Below are 18151 nucleotides of genomic sequence, written 5' to 3'. Positions count from 1 at the left end.
ATGCGCAGACTCCTGCTTTCCAACGATGACGGCGTGCATGCACCGGGCCTGCGTGCCCTGTACGAGGCCCTGGAGCCCCATGCCCGGCTGCGCGTGGTGGCGCCCGACCGCGACCGTAGCGGTGCCAGCAACTCGCTGACCCTCAATCGCCCCCTGGCGCTGACGGCACTGGACAACGGCTTCCACTGTGTCGACGGCACGCCGGCCGACTGCGTCTACCTGGGCGTCAACGGGGTGTGGGACGAGCGCCCCGACCTGGTCATCTCGGGCATCAACCACGGCGGCAACCTGGGCGACGACGTGCTCTACTCCGGCACCGTGGCGGCGGCCATGGAGGGCCGCAACCTGGGCATGCCGGCGATCGCCATGTCGCTGGTCGGCTCGCGCCACTTCGATACCGCCGGCCGCGTGGCGGCGAGCCTGGTGGGGGCGGCCGACCAGCTCTCGCTACCGCCGCGCAGCCTGCTCAACGTCAACGTGCCCGACCTTCCCTGGGAGGAGATCCAGGGCTTTCGCGTGACCCGCATGGGCTACCGCGGCCCGGCGGCACGGCCGATGGAAGTGCGCGATCCGCGGGGCCGACTGCGCTACTGGATTGCGGCCGTGGGGGAGAATGCCGATGATGGGCCCGATACCGATTTTGCCGCCATCGAGGCCGGCTACGTTTCGATCACGCCGCTGCAGACCGACCTGACGCAGCGTGCGGCCATTGCGGATGTGCAGGGCTGGCTGGATGCATTTACCTGAACGATTACCTGAACTGCTGCGCGGGGTCGGCATGACCTCGCAGCGAACCCGCGACCGCATGGTGGCCCGCCTTGCCAGGCAAGGCATCAGCGATGAGCGAGTGCTGCGCGTGATGGCTGCCGAGCCGCGCCATTTCTTTCTCGACGAGGCGCTGGCCCACCGCGCCTACGAGGACACCTCGCTGCCCATCGGCCATGGCCAGACCCTGTCGCAGCCGTGGATGGTGGCGCGCATGACCGAGCTGGTGATGCAGGAGGCACCGGGACGCGTGCTGGAGATCGGCACCGGATCGGGGTACCAGACGCTGATCCTGTCGCGCCTGGTACCGGAACTCTGGTCGGTCGAACGAATCAATGCCTTGCACCACCGGGCAGCCAAGCGGCTGCGGTTGTTGCGGGCACACAATGCGCGCCTGCGCCTGGCGGATGGCGGCCACGGCTGGCAGGAGGCGGCACCGTTCGACGTCGTGCTGCTCACCGCCTGTGCCCATGAGCTCCCCGAGGTGCTGATCTCGCAGCTCACCGAGACGGGCGTGATGATCCTGCCCCTGGCCGATCCGAACGGCGAGCAGTGGCTGACCCGGGTGCGTCGCGCAGGTGCTCAACATGATGTCCAGCGGCTGGAGCGAGTGCGCTTCGTGCCGCTGCTGCAAGGAGTGATTCGTTGAAGCGACAACTCAGTGTCTTCCTCAAGGGCGCCGGGATGGGGGCGGCAGATGCCGTGCCCGGAGTTTCCGGCGGCACCATCGCCTTCGTCACGGGGATCTACGAGGAGCTGATTCACACCATCAAGCAGTTCGGTCCGAGTGCCTTCACGGCCTGGCGCCGCGGCGGGCTGGCGGGGCTCGTCGCCCACCTCAACCTGCCCTTCGTGCTGCCGCTGCTGCTCGGCATCGGCGCCAGCCTGGTCAGCGTCGCGCATCTCGTCGTCTGGCTCATGGAGGATTACCCGCTGCTGCTCAACGGCTTCTTCTTCGGCCTGGTGGCGGCCTCGGCCATCGTGGTGAGCCGTCACCCGGCCGACTGGAAGCTGTGGCACCTGGTCCCGTTGATCGTGGGGCTGCTGCTGGCCCACGGGCTGCCATCGCTGATGCCGCTGGTCACTCAGCTGGGCAGCCCCTCGCTGGTGCTGGTCGTCGGCGGCGCGATCGCCATCAGCGCCCTGCTGCTGCCCGGCGTATCCGGCAGTTTCCTGCTGCTGACCATGGGGCTCTACGGCACCGTGATGCAGGCGATTCGCAGCTTCGACCTGGGGCTGCTCTCGACCTTCGCGGTGGGCTGCCTGATCGGGCTGTTCGGCTTTTCGCGGCTGCTCTCCTGGCTGTTGCGTCATTACCACGCCGCGACACTGCAGCTGCTGATCGGCTTCATCGTCGGCTCGCTGCCGGTACTGTGGCCCTGGCGAGAGCTGATACGCTATCAGCTCGGGCCCCAGGACCAGTTGATTCCGCTCGAGTACCGCTACCTGTCACCCGGCGACTACGCCAACCTGACCGGCGAGCCCGGGCTGCTGGTGCCGGTGGCGATCGCCATGCTGGCAGGGGGCGCGCTGGTGCTGGCGCTGGGGCGCCATTCGGGGGGGCAGGCGAGAAACGGCTCTCGCAAATCATCCGACAAGAAGGAGGGCTCCAATGCGTAAGGTTTTTCTCGTCTCGGCCATCGCCATGACCCTGGCCGGCTGTGCCGCCCAGCAGGACTATTCCTCGCCCCAGGTGCGTGACCTGTCGGCGAGTCGCGAGCGGGATGCGGCCAGCCAGTACACGGTCGAAGAGGGCGATACCCTGTATGGCATCGCCTGGCGCCATGACATGGACTATCGCGACCTGGCCCGGCTCAACCAGATCGGTCCGCCCTATCGCATCCAGCCCGGCCAGCAGCTGCGCCTGAGCGACGATGGGGCAGCGCCGTCCGGCCAGTCCCGCTCGCAGGAACTGGGGGAGGGCCAGGTGGCGACGGCTACGGCACTCGGCGGCGGCAGCGCGAGCCCGTCGGGTGACGACGACTGGCTGCTGCCCGACGAGGAGGCCATCGAGCGCAACCGGCGGCTGACGGCCGAACCGCTCTCCGCAGAGGCGGGCGCTCCCAGCGGTAGCGCGATCGAGGGGGCGCAGAGTGTCGCCGAGGCTCCGTCCCAGTCCCAGTCCCAGTCCCAGTCCCAGTCCCAGCCGGAACCCGAGCCCGAACCCGGCGTGGATCCCGACGCGGCCGCGGCCGTGCAGACCGAGCCCCAGCCTGATTCCGAGGCCGAGCCTGAGGCCCGGCAGGAGCCGGAAGCCGAACCCCAGGCGGATGCCGGTACCCAGGTGGCCGGGGAGCCGGAACGCCAGCCCGAGAGCAACGGTCGTAGCTATACGCCGGTGGACGAGGTGCCTTGGCAGTGGCCCACCGACGGCGAACTCGTGGGCCGTTTCGGTGAAGGCGACAGCATCACCGCCGGCATTGATATCGCCGGGCAAAAGGGGCAACCTGTCAGGGCAGCCGGACCCGGTATCGTGGTCTATGCCGGCAGCGGGGTGCGGGGCTACGGCAACCTCATCCTGCTCAAGCACAACGACCAGTACCTGAGCGCCTATGCCCACAACGACAGCCTCCAGGTGACGGAGAACGATGTGGTCGAAGCCGGCCAGGTGATCGCCACGATGGGCGACAGCGATGCCGAGAGCGCCAGGCTGCACTTCGAGGTGCGCAAGGATGGCCAGCCTCAGGACCCCCTGGAATTCCTGCCGGAACGCTAGCCGTACTGCAGTCGCCGACGGGGCTTCACGGGAGGGGTTTGGTACCGAAGGGTACCATGAGGAGTCATAACAAATAGAACTCTGCGTGCTGCAAGCCATGCCAGAGCAACAGGCATTTCAGGACGAAACCACGGGGTAGCAACCGATGAGCATGCTTGAACGGGACCTTCAGGATGTGGATCTCGATGACGTCACCGAGGCCGATCAGGACCTCGAGACGGATTCGGACAATTCGGCCAACGATGAAGACGCCGCCTTCGAGAAGGCGCTGAGCCGCGAGGACAAGCACTACCACCATAGTCTCGACGCCACCCAGATCTACCTCAACGAGATCGGCTTCTCGCCCCTGCTGACCCCGGAGGAGGAGGTCTACTATGGCCGCCTCGCCCAGAAGGGCGATCCCGCGGGCCGGGCGAGGATGATCGAGTCCAACCTGCGCCTGGTGGTCAAGATCGCCCGGCGCTACCTCAACCGGGGGCTGACGCTGCTCGACCTGATCGAGGAGGGAAACCTCGGTCTGATCCGCGCGGTGGAGAAATTCGACCCCGAACGCGGCTTCCGCTTCTCCACCTACGCGACCTGGTGGATTCGCCAGACCATCGAGCGGGCGCTGATGAACCAGACCCGCACCATCCGGCTGCCGATCCACGTCGTCAAGGAACTCAACATCTATCTGCGGGCGGCCCGGGAGCTGACCCAGAAGCTGGATCACGAGGCGACCCCGGAAGAGATCGCCGACCATCTCGACAAGCCGGTCGAGGCGGTAAAGAAGATGATGGGGCTCAACGAGCGAGTCTCCTCGGTGGACTACCCCATGGGCGGCGACAGCGACAAGCCGCTGATCGAGACCCTGGCCGACGACAACGAGCAGGGCCCCGAGTCTTCTCTGGTCGACGTCGACGTCAAGCAACACGTCGACGAGTGGCTGGCGGAGCTGACCGAGAAGCAGATGGAAGTGGTGGTACGCCGCTTCGGGCTGCGCGGCCACGAGGCGGCCACCCTGGAAGAGGTCGGCGACGAGATCGGCCTGACCCGCGAGCGGGTGCGCCAGATCCAGGTGGAGGCGCTGAAGAAGCTGCGCCGCGTACTCGAGAAGCAGGGACTCTCGATGGACAGCATCTTCAACGAGTAGCCGCTGCGTCCGGAGACAGGCAGCCGACCTTCAGGTCGGCTGCATATTTTCTGCATGCTGATCGGATATCATTAGCCTCCTTACCATGCAGGGATGAAAAAGGGAAAAGACCACATGCTTCGCCCACCTTTCGCACGTCGCCTTCCTCGTCGCGGACTGGCCGCTTTCGTTGGTTGCCTGGTGTTCGGCAATGCCCAGGCCGCCGACCTCTGGACCATCGCCCAGGATGCACTGGCCAACGATGCCGAACTGTCCTCCACCCAGGCCGGTTTCCGGGCTACCGAGGCCGCTCGGGACGTGCAGCGTGGCACCCTGCTGCCGCAGCTCTCGATCGGCGGGGAGGCCGCGCACTCGCGCGTCTACTCGAGCTCCTTCGAGGCCCAGCAGGGCGCCCCGTTCCCTCAGCAGGGCGAGTCGCAGGAGGACAAAGTCAACAGCGTCGGCCTGAACCTGGATGCCGAACAGGCGCTCTACGACCCGAGCCGTCGTGCTCAGCTGGAACAGGCCGAGCGCGAGATCGACCGGGACGCGCTGGGAGTCGATGCGGCAGCCCAGCAGCTGCTCTTCGACGTGGCCAACGCCTACTTCGAGATCCTGCGTGCCCATGATGTCCTGAGCGCCCGGCGCGCCCAGGAAACCGCCATCGAGCGTCAACTGGAGCAGGCGCAGGAGCGCTTCGAGGTGGGCCTGATCGCGATCACCGACGTCCACGAGGCCCAGGCCTCCTATGACCTGGCCCGCGCCCAGCGCCTGGCCGCGGAAGGGGCCATGCAGGTCAGCTTCGAGGCCCTGGAACGGCTGACCGGGCACCGTTACGACAGTATCGACGCGCTGGACGAGGAGGTGCCGATCGCCCGCCCCGAGCCGGCGGATCGTGAGGAGTGGGTAGCGCTGGCCATGGACAACAGCCCCCTGGTGCTGTCGGCCGAGGCCGGCATCGAGGTGGCGCGCAGCGGCGTCGACATCTCGCGCGCCGCGCGCCAGCCGACGCTCTCGGCCTTCGCCAACTACGGCTGGTCGGACAGCGACCGCGACGGCACCAACCACCAGTCGGAGAGTCAGGTCGGCCTGCGCGCCAGCGTGCCGCTCTACACCGGCGGCTCGACCCAGGCGCAGATCCGCCAGAGCGGTTTCCTGCTCGAGGCAAGCCAGTACGACTTCGAGGCCCAGCGGCGCGATACCATCCAGCAGGTGCGTTCGCTGTTCACCCGCGTCAACAATGACGTCGAGACCGTCGAGGCGCGGCGCCAGGCGATCGTCTCCAACCAGAGCGCCCTGGAGGCGACGCGCTCGGGCTACGAGGTGGGCACGCGCAACATCGTCGACGTCCTCAATGCCGAGCAGAGCCTGTTCAACGCCATCGCCGAGCATGCCGAGGCGCGCTACGACTACATCCTTGGACTGCTGCAGCTGCAGCAGCAGGCGGGGCTGCTCGGTCCGGACTCGATCCAGGCCGTCAACGCCTGGCTCTCCGAAGAGGAGCGGGTATCGCTGGAACTGCCCGACGAGGCCAACGACAACCCCGTCATGAACATCGGCGAGCGTCCCCGGGCGCCTTCCTGATGTGCTGAAATTACAAGTTTTTTTGGTGAAATACCCCAGAAGCCACCGAGAAATCGGTGGTTTTCTTCGTGAAATGACGCTGTCGATGCAAGATAATCTTGCGTAATTTCACCGCTGTGATGAGGTTGCCATGGCCAGGCCGCTGATTGCCGATATCGATCTCGACGCCTTGCGTCACAACTACGCGTTGGCCCGTGAACTGGCCGGCGACAGCCGAGCCCTGGCGGTGATCAAGGCGGATGCCTACGGCCACGGTGCCGTGGCCTGCGCCAGGGCCCTGGCGTCGCTGCCGGCCGACCGTCGCCCACCGGCCTTCGCCGTGGCTTGCCTGGAGGAGGCCGAAGCCCTGCGCGATGGCGGGATCGAGGCGCCGATCGTGCTGCTCGAGGGCATCTTCGAGGCGCAGGAGCTGGCGCGTGTCGAAGCGCTGGGCCTGTGGATGGCGGTGCACAGCGAATGGCAGGTGAAGGCACTGCTGGCGTACCGGCCGGCCCGGCCGATCCCGGTCTGGCTCAAGATCGATTCCGGCATGCACCGGCTGGGCTTTCCGCCCGAGCAGGCAGAGTCGGTCTGGAGGCGACTGGCGGCGGCGCCGGAATGCGCCACCGGCCTTCTGCTGATGAGCCATTTCGCCACCGCCGACGCGGTCGATTCCGCCTATTTCGACAGCCAGCTGGCCTGCATGAGGGCGCTGGCCGTTCGACTCGATGCGCCGCTGTGCCTGGCCAATTCACCGGCGACCCTGGCCTGGCCGCAGGCCCACGGCGACTGGGTCCGCCCCGGCGTGATGCTGTATGGCAGCGATCCGCTGGAGCGGCCCAGCGAGGCGAGCCGCCGTCTCCAGCCGGTGATGACGCTGTGCTCCGAGATCATCGCCGTGCGCGACCTGGCCGCCGGCGAGCCGGTGGGCTATGCCGGCCGTTGGCGGGCGCCGCGGCCGTCGCGCATCGCGGTGGTGGCCTGCGGCTACGGCGACGGCTATGATCGGCATGCCGTCGACGGCACCCCGGTACTGGTCGCCGGCAAGCGCTCGGCCATTGCCGGCAAGGTCTCGATGGACATGCTGACGGTGGACGTCACCGACATCCCCGAGGCCGAGATCGGCACCGAGGTGGTGCTGTGGGGAAGATCTCGTCATGGCGCGGTACTCTCTGTCGACGAGGTCGCCCGGCACTGCGACACCATCAGCTATACGCTGCTGACCGGCGTTCTGCCGCGAGTGCCCCGACGCCATGCGCAGCGCGCCTGAGCGCCGGCCGTCTTCGCCCAACACGAGCCGAACGGAATCCTGCATGTCAAAGCGCAACTGGCCCGCTTCCTTTGTCCACCCCCGCTACTGGCCGGCCTGGCTGGCCATTGCCGCCATGTGGGTGGGCGCCTGGCTGCCATGGCGCCTGAAGCTCGCCATCGGGCGCGGCATCGGGCTGCTGGCCTGGCGGTTGATCCCGCGCCGCCGGCATATCGTCGACACCAACCTGCGGCTGTGCTTTCCGGAGCTCGACGAACGCGAGCGCAGCGAACGGGTCAAGCAGACCTTCGTCGCCAACGGCATCGGCATTCTCGAGACCGCCACCGCCTGGTGCCGCGACCCCCGTCACCTGCGCCATCGCGTCGCCGGCAAGAACCCCCACTACCTGGCCGAAGCCCAGGCCCGGGGCAAGGGCGTGCTGATCCTGGGAATCCACTTCTCGACCCTCGATCTCGGCGGAGCGCTGCACTCGCTCTTCTTTCCCGCCGACGTCGTCTACCGGCCGCACAACAACCCGCTGTTCGATCGCTTCATGACCCGGGCACGCAGCCGGATCTTCGGCGAGGCGATCGACCGCCACGACCTGCGCGGGGTGGTGCGCCGGCTCAAGGCGGGTCACAGCGTGTGGTACTCGCCGGACCAGGACTTCGGCCGCGACGCCAGCGTGTTCGCCCCGTTCTTCGGCGTCCAGGCGGCGTCGATCCGCCTGACCGCCAAGATCGCCCGCATGACCGGCGCGCCGGTGGTGCCGCTGATGTTCCATCGCAACCCCGACGAGCGCACCTACACCGTCGAGTGGCGCCCGCCGCTGGAGAATTTCCCCAGCGGCGACGAGGTGGCCGACGCCACGCGGATCAACGCCTTCATCGAGGAGGCGATACGCAAGCATCCGGAGCAGTACCTGTGGCTCCACCGCCGCTTCAAGACGCGCCCGCGGGGGGAGCCGGGCCTCTATTGAGGGCGGCGGGACGAGTGCGAGTTACATCGACTCACCCTCTGTAACTTGACGCTGCGCCGGGCTCACGCAACGCTAAGGGAGACATGGACGCGGTGCCGAAGGATGGCGCCATGACACGACCAAGGAGGTTTCTATGCTCGGCAATGCCATGCTGTTCCTGATCATTGCGATCATCGCCGGTGTGCTGGGGTTCTCCGGTATCGCCGGGGCGGCCACCACCATCGCCCAGATCCTGTTCTTCCTGTTCATCGTGCTGTTCATCGTCTCGCTGGTCACCGGTCGACGGCCGTGACCTGCTCCGATGCGGTGAGTGGGGCACAATGACAAGAGGCCTCGCCAATGGCGAGGCCTCTTGCTTGGTCCCCCTCAGGCGTCGATGCGCTTGTACTTCATGCGATGCGGCGTATCGCTGCCGACCCGCTTGCGGTGATCGGCCTCGTAGTCGGTGTAGTTGCCCTCGAAGAACACCACCTGGGAGTCGCCCTCGAACGCCAGGATGTGGGTGGCGATCCGGTCGAGGAACCAGCGATCGTGGGAGATCACCAGGGCGCAGCCGGGGAAGGCGAGCAGGGCCTCTTCCAGTGCGCGCAGGGTCTCGATGTCGAGGTCGTTGGACGGTTCGTCGAGCAGCAGCACGTTGGCGCCCTGCTTGAGGGTCTGGGCCAGCTGCAGGCGGCCGCGTTCACCGCCGGAGAGGTCCTTGAGGAACTTCTGCTGGTCGTTGCCCTTGAAGTTGAAACGGCCGACGTAAGCGCGCGAGGAGACCTCATAGCCGTTGATGTTGAGGATGTCCTGGCCGTCGGAGACCGCCTCCCACACCGTCTGCTTGTCGTCGAGCGCGTCGCGCAGCTGCTCGACGTAGGCGATGTCGACGGTCTCGCCGATCACCACCTCGCCGCTGTCGGGCTGCTCCTTGCCGGTGATCAGCTTGAACAGGGTCGACTTGCCGGCGCCGTTGCCGCCGATGATGCCGACGATGGCGCCCTTGGGCACGTTGAAGGAGAGATCCTCGTAGAGCAGCTTGTCCTCGAAGCGCTTGGACACGCCGTGGAACTCGATCACCTTGTCGCCCAGGCGGGGGCCGGGCGGAATGTAGATCTCGTTGGTCTCGTTGCGCTTCTGGAAGTCGCCCGACTGCATCTCCTCGAAGCGGTTGAGGCGTGCCTTGCTCTTGGCCTGGCGGCCCTTGGCGTTGCTGCGCACCCACTCCAGCTCGTGCTTGATCGCCTTCTGGCGCGAGGCCTCCTGCTTGGCTTCCTGCTCGAGGCGCTTCTCCTTCGATTCCAGCCACTGCGAGTAGTTGCCCTCGAAGGGGATGCCGTGGCCGCGGTCGAGCTCGAGGATCCAGCCGGCCACGTTGTCGAGGAAGTAGCGGTCGTGGGTGATCGCCACCACGGTGCCCGGGTAGTCGTGCAGGAAGCGCTCGAGCCAGGCCACCGACTCGGCGTCGAGGTGGTTGGTGGGCTCGTCCAGCAGCAGCATGTCGGGGCCCGAGAGCAGCAGGCGGCAGAGCGCCACGCGGCGGCGCTCGCCACCCGAGAGGTTGCCCACCCGCGCCTCCCATGCGGGCAGGCGCAGCGCCTCGGCGGCCACTTCGAGCTTGCGCTCGAGGTTGTGGGCGTCGGCGGCCTCGATGATGTTCTCCAGGCGTGCCTGCTCGGCGGCCAGGGCGTCGAAATCGGCGTCCGGCTCGGCATAGGCGGCATAGACGGCGTCGAGCTTGGCCTGGGCCTCCTTGATTTCCCCCAGCGCCTCCTCCACGGTCTCGCGCACGCTCTTCTCGTCATCGAGCTGGGGCTCCTGGGGCAGGTAGCCGATGTTGATCCCGGGCATGGGCCGCGCCTCGCCCTCGTACTCCTTGTCGACGCCGGCCATGATGCGCAGCAGGGTCGACTTGCCGGCGCCGTTGAGGCCCAGCACGCCGATCTTGGCGCCGGGGAAGAAGGACAGCGAGATGTCCTTGAGGATCTGCTTCTTGGGCGGAACGACCTTGCCCACCCGATTCATGGTGAAGACGTATTGCGCCATGGAATTCCACTGGAGTTGAGGGTTTCAGTGGCCCCGATGATAGTGGCCGTGCCGGGCAAAGGCCAGCGCTGCGATACCTGCCGCCATGCGGGAGACTCGGGCGGGGAACCATGGCGTGGCTGGCGACACGAGGCATCCGCGGATGCCTCGTACCGAGGGGAGAGGGAGACTACTCCTCCTCCTCTTCCTCCTCTTCGCCGAGCAGCATCCAGTCGTCTTCGATGGCGCGCTGCAGGCGTCGCTCTTCCAGCAGCGCCTCGACGCGGCGTCGGGCACGCAGGGTGTCGGCGCGGCTGGAGGCGCGGGGGCGAACGTACTCGTCGTCGTTCACCGCTTCGAGAAAGTCCTGGTCGTCGTCGTGAGTGTCGTTGACAAGGGGTTCATGGCTCATGTGAATCCTCCCATGGCCCGGTGTCGACCGCTCGGCGATCGACGTGTCGCACATCCGCTTCGCGTCCGAAGCGACGGACCTGAAGCGCCATCGGCACCGATGGTCGGTACCTGACGGCTATATATATCCGGGAGGAGCCGAGGGCAAGTCCCTGCGGCAATTTTTTTGCGCCACTCGAGACCTAGCGGGTGATCCCGCGTTCGCGCTTGAGACGTTCCAGCTCCATCTGGGCCTCGACGCGTTCCGTGACATCCTTCTGCACGCCGATGTAGTAGGTCAGGTTGTCGTCGGCATCGAAGACCGGCGTGATCGACAGCTCATTCCAGAACATGGTGCCGTCCTTGCGGTAGTTGCGCAGGACTTCGCGGCACGGGCGCCCCTCGCTGAGGGCCTTGCGGATATTGACCAGCGCGGGCTGGTCGCGATCCTGCCCCTGCAGGAAGCGGCAGTCCTGGTAGAGGATTTCGTCGGTGCTGTAGCCGGTGAGCCGCTCGAAGCCCTGGTTGACGTAGATGAGGATGTTCTCGTCACCTTCCTGTTCGGCGACCACGATACCATCCTCCGAGGCATCGACGATGCGCTCGAGCAGTTCCGGGCTGATCAATGGGGCGCGTTTCATTCAAGGTATTCCTGGCTGGGACTTGGCGGTAACGCGATGTCACTATGCTACATCATGGCCAGCCCGCGCCACGTTGACAACGCCCACGCGCACCGGCGGCCCGCTATCGTTCGACTTCCGGCAGGCGCGCGGCTGAGACGGCGGCGGCCAGCGCCATGACGGCCAGGGCCACCAGCAGCCCGTCGCTACCCAGCCACTGGGCCAGCAGGCCCGTTGCCCCACCCACCAGCAGCATCATGGCGCCGGTGAGAGTATTGGACAATGCCACGTAGAGCGCACGCCGGTCCTGGCCCGCCATATCGACCAGGTAGGTCTTGCGGCCCAGGCGCACCCCGGCGTGCACAATGGTGAGCAGGGCATAGGCCGCCGCGTAGGGCCAGACGCTGGCGCTCCAGGCGCCGGGCAGCCAGGCGATGACGGCGGCGAGCAGGCAGCCGGCGGCGGCGCCCAGGCCGGTGTCGCGCAGCACGCGGCGGCTCGAGGCGTCGGAGCGCTTGCCCCATATCGGGCTCGCCACCATCCCGGCGAGCCCCGACACCACGATCATCACCCCCAGGCCGCCCAGTTCGGTGCCGCTCTGCTGCTGGCCGAGCAGCGCCACGTAGGGCAGCGCCAGGGCGCTCGCCAGCAGTAGCGAGCGCGACAGGTTGAAGTGCAGGAAATCGCGGTCGTCGCGCAGCAGGCGCAGCCCCAGCCGGAGGCTGCGCCAGGCGTTCTCGCCGCCCTCCACCGCGCCCGGTACCTCCGCGATGCGTGCCGCGCACAGGGCGTTGAGTGCCCAGCCGAGGGCCGCCACGCCCAGAAGCGTCGCCAGGGCCAGCTCGCCCGGGCGCTCCTCGAACAGCATCAGCACGCCGCCGGCGATCAGGGTGACGGCGCCGGCGACGCTGCCGCTCCAGCCCATCAGGTTGCCGCGGCGGCCCTTGGCGATGGTCTTGCCCAGCACGTCCTTGGTGGCGATGGAGGAGATCCCCCGGGCCAGCGACAGCGCCACCAGCGTCGCCAGCACCAGGGCGCCGCCGGGTCCGCCCTGGCCGAACAGCGCGAGCAGGGCCAGCAGCGCGGCGGCGAGTGCCTGCAGGCAGCCGCCCGCCACCCAGGCCCACTTGCGCCGGGGCTTGAGCCGGATGAAGCCGGCGACGAACAGCTGCGGGAGCAGGGCACCCGCCTCGCGAATCGGCACCAGCAGCCCGACCATCCACAGCGGGGCGCCGATCACCCCGAGCAGCCAGGGCAGCACCAGCCGCGCGCTCGAGAGCTCGTCGGCCAGCTTGTTGCCCAGCGCGGCGAACAGGTGGAGAAAGAAGTTTCGCGGCTGCTCCTGGCAGGCGTCGTCGGCGATGTCCTGGCACAGGCGACTGTCCTCGTCGCCGGTAAGCCATTCATAGAGACGCGTCTGGCTGATCTCGCGCTCGGCCAATTCGGGCTCCTGGGCTGCTATCATCGGGTTTTCATTGTTGCGACACGGTGCCCCCATGTCACGTATCCGCATCCATTACTGTACCCAGTGCCAGTGGCTGCTGCGCAGCGCCTGGCTGGCCCAGGAGCTGCTCTCGACCTTCGGCGAGGAGCTGGAGGAGGTGGCCCTGGTGCCCTCCCACGGGGGCTATTTCGAGATCTTCTACGACGACGAGTCGCTGTGGGAGCGCAAGCGCGACGGTGGCTTCCCCGACAGCAAGCAGCTCAAGCGGCGGGTACGCGACCGCCTGGCGCCCGACCGCGACCTGGGGCACATCGACCGATGAGGGCGGAGGCGGCGAGCGCAGCGGTGCCCCGCCAGGACCGCCAGGCGATTCTCTTCGGCCTGGGCGCGGTGGCGCTGTGGTCGACCGTGGCCACCGCCTTCAAGGTGGCGCTGGGCCAGATGTCGCCGCTCGAGCTGATGTGGCTGGCGTCGCTGGTGTCGTGGCTGCTGATGGGAGGGCTGGTGATCCGCCAGGGCTTGCTGGGCGCGGCATTGCGCCGAGGCTGGCGCACCGCCGCCTGGGCCGGGCTGATGAATCCGGTGGCCTACTACCTGGTGCTGTTCGGGGCCTACGACCGGCTGCCCGGTCAGGAGGCCATGGCGCTCAACTATACCTGGGCGCTGGCCATGGCGTTCCTCGCGGTGCCCATCCTGGGCCAGCGGCTGACGCGGGTCGACGTGTTGGCGGGCCTGATCGCCTACTCGGGCGTGTGGGTGATCGCCACCCGCGGCCAGGTCTTCGACGTGGCCTTCGCCGACCCGCTGGGGGTGGGGCTGGCGCTGGCCTCGACCCTGCTGTGGGCGCTCTACTGGCTGCTCAACGTGCGCGACCGGCGGCCGCCGCTGGTCGCCCAGTGGCAGAACTTCGGCGTCGGCCTGCCGGTGCTCACGCTGCTGATGCTGTTCGGCCCGGGCTTCGCCTGGCCCGGCTGGGCGGCGGTGGGGGCCGGTGTCTACGTCGGCCTGTTCGAGATGGGGATCGCCTTCGTGCTGTGGCAACTGGCCATGCATCGGGTGTCGCGCACGGCCCGGGTCTCCAACCTGATCTTCCTGTCGCCGCCGGTGTCGCTGCTGCTGCTCCACATGGTGGTGGGCGAGCCGATCCTGGCCTCCACCCTGGTCGGGCTGGTGCTGATCCTCGGTGGACTCGGCCTGCAGCAGTGGCAGAAGAACCCGAGCGCGGCGGATCAGTCGTGAGCGGATTCGGCGAGTTCCGCGCCATTGTTCTCCAGCAGCGGCTCGAGCGCCGGCCAGACGTTGTCGAGGATGATCGGCTGGGCGTCGTCGGTGGGGTGGATGCCGTCGTCCTGCATCAGGCCCTCCTCCAGCGCCACGCCCTCGAGCAGGAAGGGCACCAGTGGCGTATCGTAGGTATCGGCCAGCCGCGTGAAGACCTCGGAGAAGGCACGGCGGTAGGCCGGACCGTAGTTGGGCGGGATGTCGATGCCGAGCAGCAGCACCTCGGCACCGGTCTCCTGGCTGGCCTCGATCATGCCGGCCAGGTTGGTCTCGAGCTGGCCCGGCGGCAGGCCGCGCAGGCCGTCGTTGCCGCCCAGCTCGAGCAGAACGATGTCGGGCTCGTGCTGTCCGATTAGCTCGGGAAAGCGGCTGGCACCGCCGCTGCTGGTCTCGCCGCTGATGCTGGCGTTGACCACGCGGGCGCGGCCCTCCAGCCGCTCCTCGAGCAGGCTGACCCAGCCGGCTTCGCGCTCGATGCCGTAGGCGGTGCTCAGGCTGTCGCCCATCACCAGCAGCACCGGCCGCTCGTCGGCCGGGACGGGCGAGGCCGCCAGCCACAGCATGAGCAGCAGCGTGCCGGCCAGGCCGACGGGGCGGGAACGCCAGCGGGCGAGGCGCGCGTGACACTCTCTTACCAGACCACTGGGGACATCTTTCACCATGACCGACTCCTCGACTTCTGACGCTGTGACGCTTGCCGCCGCTCCCGGGCGCGAACTCCGACCGATTCTACACGCTCGACAGCTGAGCAAGCAGGTCGTGAGCGGCGAACGGAGGCTCACCATTCTGAGTGGTCTGGAACTCGAAGTGTTCCCCGGCGAGAGCGTGGCGATCCTCGGGCAGAGCGGGGCGGGCAAGTCGACCCTGCTCGGTCTGCTGGCGGGCCTCGACCAGCCGAGCGGCGGTGAGCTGGCGTTGTTCGGCGAATCGCTCGACCGGCTCGACGAGGACGGGCGCGCACAGCTGCGGGCCGGTCGGGTGGGCTTCGTGTTCCAGAACTTCCAACTGCTGCCGACCCTCACGGCGCTGGAGAACGTGCTGCTGCCGCTGGAGCTCTCGCCGCTGACCGATGCCGCGGCGCGGGCCCGTGACTGGCTGACCCGGGTCGGCCTCGGCGAGCGAATGGCGCACCTGCCCAAGCAGCTCTCCGGCGGCGAGCAGCAGCGCGTGGCGCTGGCCAGGGCCTTCGTCACCGGCGCCGAGCTGGTCTTCGCCGACGAGCCCACCGGCAACCTCGACCAGGCCACCGGCGGGCGCATCATCGACCTGCTGTTCCAGCTCAACCGCGAGGCCGGCACCACCCTGGTGCTGGTGACCCACGATCACGCCCTGGCGGCCCGCTGCGACCGTTGCCTGCGGCTCGAGGAGGGGCGGCTGGTCGAACTGGTGCGCGACGAGGTGGACGCATGAGCCGTCCGTCTCAGCAGGCGGCCGCGGCCGACCTGCTGCGACTCTCCGCCCGGGGGCTGCGGCGCGACCTGCGTGCCAGCGACGTGCGCGCGCTGTTCGTCGCGCTGGCGCTGGCGGTGGCCGCCTCGACCATGATCGGCTTCTTTCTCGATCGCCTCGACCGCGGCCTGGCCCGCCAGGCCGGCCAGCTGCTCGGCGGCGACCTGGTGCTCGAGCAGGGCCGGCCCTTCGACGACGAGCTGCGGCGCACCCTGGAGCAGGCCGGCATGACGCTGAGCGACCAGGTCGACATGGTGACCATGGTCAGCCTCGGCGACGCCTTCCAGCCGGCCAGCCTCAAGGCGGTCGACGACACCTACCCCCACTATGGCGGCATCCAGGTCGACCGCGGCGAGGGCCTCGAGACCGTGGCCCACGGCCCGCCCCCCGGCGAGGTCTGGCTGGCGCCGCGCCTGGCGCTGCTGCTCGAGGCCGAGCTGGGCGACCGCGTCCAGGTCGGCGAGGGCGAGCTCACCGTGGCCGGCCTGATCGAGCGCGAGCCGGACCAGTCCGCCGGGTTCGGCAACTTCAATCCGCGCCTGATGCTCCACGTCGACGATCTCGATGCCACCGACCTAGTGCAGCCCGGCGCGAGGGTGGAGTTCGAGCTGCTCGCCGCCGGCCCGCCCCAGGCGCTGGAGTCGCTCGGCCCGCTGCTCGAACGGCTGCGTCGCGACGGCGTCGAGGTGCGCGACGTTCGCCGCGACCGCCCGGGGCTCGGCAACGCCCTGGAGCGTGCCGAGAAGTACCTCAGCCTGGCCGGGCTCGCGGCCGTGCTGCTGGCCGGGGTGGCGGTGGCCATGGCCACGCGGCGCTACGTCGAGCGGCACCTCGACACCGCCGCCCTGCTGCGCTGCTTCGGCGCCACCCAGCGCGACCTCACCTGGCTGTTCGCCCTGCAATTGCTGTGGCTGGCGCTGGCGGCCTCGCTCCTCGGCGCGCTGCTGGGCCTGGCCGGGCAGGCCGTGCTGCTGGCCCTGCTGACCGCCTTCTTGCCACTCGCTCTGCCGCCGCCGGGCTGGCTGCCGCTGTGGCTTGGCGTGCTGACCGCACTGGCGGTGCTGGTCGGCTTCGCCGGCCCCACGCTGCTGCGCCTCAAGCGGGTCAGCGCGCTCAAGGTGCTGCGCCGCGAACTCGATCCGCTGCCGGCCGCGGCCTGGCTGGTGGTGCTGGTGGCCAGCCTGGTCTTCGGCGGCCTGCTGTGGCTCTACTCCGGCGACTTCGGCCTGGCGGCCGCGCTGCTGGTCGGCGGGCTGGTCATGCTGGTGGTGCTGTGGGGCCTGGGGGCGCTGCTGCTCGGCCTGGTGCTGCGCCTGGCGGCGCGCCTGCCCCAGGGCGGCGGCGGCCAGGGCCAGCTGTCCCGCGCCCTGCGCCTGGGCGGGCGCCAGCTGGCCAGGCGGCGGGCCGCCAGCCTGGGCCAGCTGCTCGCCTTCGCGGTGACCTTCTTCGCCATGGCGATGATCGCCCTGGTGCGCGGCGACCTGCTCACCACCTGGCAGGCCCAGCTCCCCGAGGAGACCCCCAACTACTTCGCCATCAACATCCAGCCGGGCGAGCGCGAGGCGTTCGTCGAGGCCCTCGAGGCCAACGCCGACGACCGCACGGCGCTCTACCCCATGGTCCGCGGGCGCCTCACCGCGATCAACGGCGAGGAGGCCCGCGACGCGGTACCGGTGGATTCCCGCGGCGACGGCTCGCTGCGGCGCGAGCTCAACCTCACCTGGCAGGCCGACCTGCCGGAGGGCAATCGCGTGGTGGCCGGTCGCTGGTTCGACGAGCTGGCAGCGACCGAGGCGTCGTCCAGCTGGCTCGGCGCGGTGGATGCCGAGCCCCTTGACGATGCGGTGCCCATCTCGCTGGAGGATGGCCTGGCCGAACGCCTGGGCCTTGTCCTGGGCGACCGGCTGAGCTTCACCATCGGCGGCGAGGAGATCGTCGGCGAGGTGGCGAGCCTGCGCAACCTGGACTGGGACAGCTTCCGTCCCAACTTCTTCGTCATCTTCCCGCCCGGCGTGCTGGAACGCTTCGGCCACAGCTACATCACCGCCTTCCATCTCGACGCCGGGCAGGGCGAGACGCTTCGGCAGCTGGTGCAGCGCTTCCCCGGGGTCTCGCTGCTCAACGTCGACGCCATCCTCGCCCAGGTGCGCGAGGTGGTGACCCAGGTCACCCGGGCGGTGGAGCTGGTGCTCGCCTTCGTGCTGCTGGCCGGGGTCAGCGTGCTCTACGCGGCCCTGACCGCGAGCCGGCCCGCGCGGGCCCACGAGAGCGGCCTGTTGCGGGTGTTCGGCGCCGGGGGCGGGTTGATCTCCCGCGTGCAGGGGGCGGAATTCGCCATTCTCGGGCTGGCCAGCGGGCTGATGGGCGCGCTGCTGGCCGAGCTGGCCACCGCCGGCATCTACGTCGCCTGGCTCGACCTGGCGCCGCGGCTGCATCCCTGGCTATGGCTGGTACTGCCGGTGGGCGGTGCGCTGCTGGTCGGGGCGATCGGCCACGCCCTGTCGCGCGGCCTGCGCCGTCAGGCGCCGGCGGCGAGCCTCGGCCTGCTGGGCGAGGCCTGACCCCTCGCTCGCGGCG

At 68.8% G+C, this 18151-nt stretch carries 18 protein-coding genes; 13 read left to right on the top strand and 5 right to left on the bottom strand.

The features are described from left to right. From surE to DIS04_RS11540, 9 genes are all read left to right on the top strand, one after another. Positions 1–747: a 5'/3'-nucleotidase SurE gene (surE, locus tag DIS04_RS11580; protein ID WP_111413936.1), complete on the top strand. Its 747-nt coding sequence runs from the start codon at positions 1–3 to the stop codon at positions 745–747. Next, positions 734–1414 (top strand): protein-L-isoaspartate(D-aspartate) O-methyltransferase, encoded by a 681-nt coding sequence (locus DIS04_RS11575; RefSeq protein WP_111413935.1) that lies wholly within the window; start codon positions 734–736, stop codon positions 1412–1414. Before surE ends, DIS04_RS11575 begins: the two co-directional genes overlap by 14 nt. Continuing rightward, entirely contained in the window at positions 1411–2385 is a 975-nt protein-coding gene (locus DIS04_RS11570) for a DUF368 domain-containing protein (protein ID WP_111413934.1), read from the top strand. The genes DIS04_RS11575 and DIS04_RS11570 overlap by 4 nt, the downstream gene beginning before the upstream one ends. Continuing rightward, positions 2378–3481, top strand: a complete 1104-nt coding sequence (locus DIS04_RS11565; protein WP_111413933.1) for a peptidoglycan DD-metalloendopeptidase family protein — start codon at positions 2378–2380, stop codon at positions 3479–3481. The genes DIS04_RS11570 and DIS04_RS11565 overlap by 8 nt, the downstream gene beginning before the upstream one ends. A gap of 145 nt (positions 3482–3626) precedes the next feature. Further along, complete coding sequence (rpoS, locus tag DIS04_RS11560) at positions 3627–4613, top strand: RNA polymerase sigma factor RpoS (RefSeq protein ID WP_111413932.1); 987 nt, start codon at positions 3627–3629, stop codon at positions 4611–4613. A 114-nt stretch (positions 4614–4727) separates the two neighbouring features. Continuing rightward, positions 4728–6176, top strand: a complete 1449-nt coding sequence (locus tag DIS04_RS11555; protein ID WP_111413931.1) for a TolC family outer membrane protein — start codon at positions 4728–4730, stop codon at positions 6174–6176. Between the two features lie 130 nt (positions 6177–6306). Then, on the top strand, positions 6307–7425 hold the full coding sequence (gene alr / locus DIS04_RS11550) for an alanine racemase (protein ID WP_111413930.1): 1119 nt from the start codon (positions 6307–6309) through the stop codon (positions 7423–7425). Between the two features lie 43 nt (positions 7426–7468). After that, positions 7469–8383, top strand: a complete 915-nt coding sequence (gene lpxL, locus DIS04_RS11545; RefSeq protein ID WP_111413929.1) for an LpxL/LpxP family Kdo(2)-lipid IV(A) lauroyl/palmitoleoyl acyltransferase — start codon at positions 7469–7471, stop codon at positions 8381–8383. 133 nt (positions 8384–8516) lie between these two features. Continuing rightward, positions 8517–8675, top strand: a complete 159-nt coding sequence (locus DIS04_RS11540; RefSeq protein WP_111413928.1) for a DUF1328 domain-containing protein — start codon at positions 8517–8519, stop codon at positions 8673–8675. Positions 8676–8749: 74 nt separating this feature from the next. On the opposite strand, the gene ettA is transcribed toward DIS04_RS11540, so the two are convergent. From ettA to DIS04_RS11520, 4 genes are all read right to left on the bottom strand, one after another. Beyond that, positions 8750–10411: an energy-dependent translational throttle protein EttA gene (ettA, locus tag DIS04_RS11535; protein ID WP_111413927.1), complete on the bottom strand. Its 1662-nt coding sequence runs from the start codon at positions 10409–10411 to the stop codon at positions 8750–8752. Between the two features lie 169 nt (positions 10412–10580). Further along, positions 10581–10802, bottom strand: coding sequence for a PA3496 family putative envelope integrity protein (locus DIS04_RS11530; RefSeq protein WP_111413926.1), 222 nt, complete (start codon positions 10800–10802; stop codon positions 10581–10583). Positions 10803–10983: 181 nt separating this feature from the next. Further along, positions 10984–11421, bottom strand: coding sequence for a PAS domain-containing protein (locus DIS04_RS11525; protein WP_111413925.1), 438 nt, complete (start codon positions 11419–11421; stop codon positions 10984–10986). A gap of 103 nt (positions 11422–11524) precedes the next feature. Then, positions 11525–12841 carry an MFS transporter gene (locus tag DIS04_RS11520; RefSeq protein ID WP_111414044.1) on the bottom strand — a complete coding sequence of 439 codons (1317 nt, stop codon included), beginning with the start codon at positions 12839–12841 and terminating at the stop codon, positions 11525–11527. Positions 12842–12896: 55 nt separating this feature from the next. Here DIS04_RS11520 and DIS04_RS11515 point away from each other — a divergent pair, with 55 nt between their 5' ends. After that, complete coding sequence (locus DIS04_RS11515) at positions 12897–13166, top strand: Rdx family protein (RefSeq protein ID WP_111413924.1); 270 nt, start codon at positions 12897–12899, stop codon at positions 13164–13166. Beyond that, the gene (locus tag DIS04_RS11510) at positions 13163–14083 is read left to right on the top strand and encodes a DMT family transporter (protein ID WP_111413923.1); all 921 of its coding nucleotides are present in this window, start codon (positions 13163–13165) and stop codon (positions 14081–14083) included. The genes DIS04_RS11515 and DIS04_RS11510 overlap by 4 nt, the downstream gene beginning before the upstream one ends. Here the strand turns inward: DIS04_RS11510 and DIS04_RS11505 are convergent. After that, a complete protein-coding gene (locus tag DIS04_RS11505) occupies positions 14074–14787 on the bottom strand; it encodes an arylesterase (protein ID WP_111413922.1) in 714 nt (237 codons plus the stop codon). The two genes, DIS04_RS11510 and DIS04_RS11505, sit on opposite strands and share 10 nt — an antisense overlap. Here DIS04_RS11505 and DIS04_RS11500 point away from each other — a divergent pair. Beyond that, positions 14786–15535, top strand: a complete 750-nt coding sequence (locus DIS04_RS11500; RefSeq protein WP_111413921.1) for an ABC transporter ATP-binding protein — start codon at positions 14786–14788, stop codon at positions 15533–15535. The two genes, DIS04_RS11505 and DIS04_RS11500, sit on opposite strands and share 2 nt — an antisense overlap. Further along, positions 15532–18135, top strand: a complete 2604-nt coding sequence (locus DIS04_RS11495) for an ABC transporter permease (RefSeq protein WP_111413920.1) — start codon at positions 15532–15534, stop codon at positions 18133–18135. Before DIS04_RS11500 ends, DIS04_RS11495 begins: the two co-directional genes overlap by 4 nt. Positions 18136–18151: the final 16 nt, after the last annotated feature.

The organism is Billgrantia lactosivorans (assembly GCF_003254665.1).
GTDB lineage: Bacteria > Pseudomonadota > Gammaproteobacteria > Pseudomonadales > Halomonadaceae > Halomonas > Halomonas lactosivorans.
The sequence above is the reverse complement of the archived record's forward strand: the minus strand, read 5'-3'. Positions and strand labels throughout refer to the sequence as shown.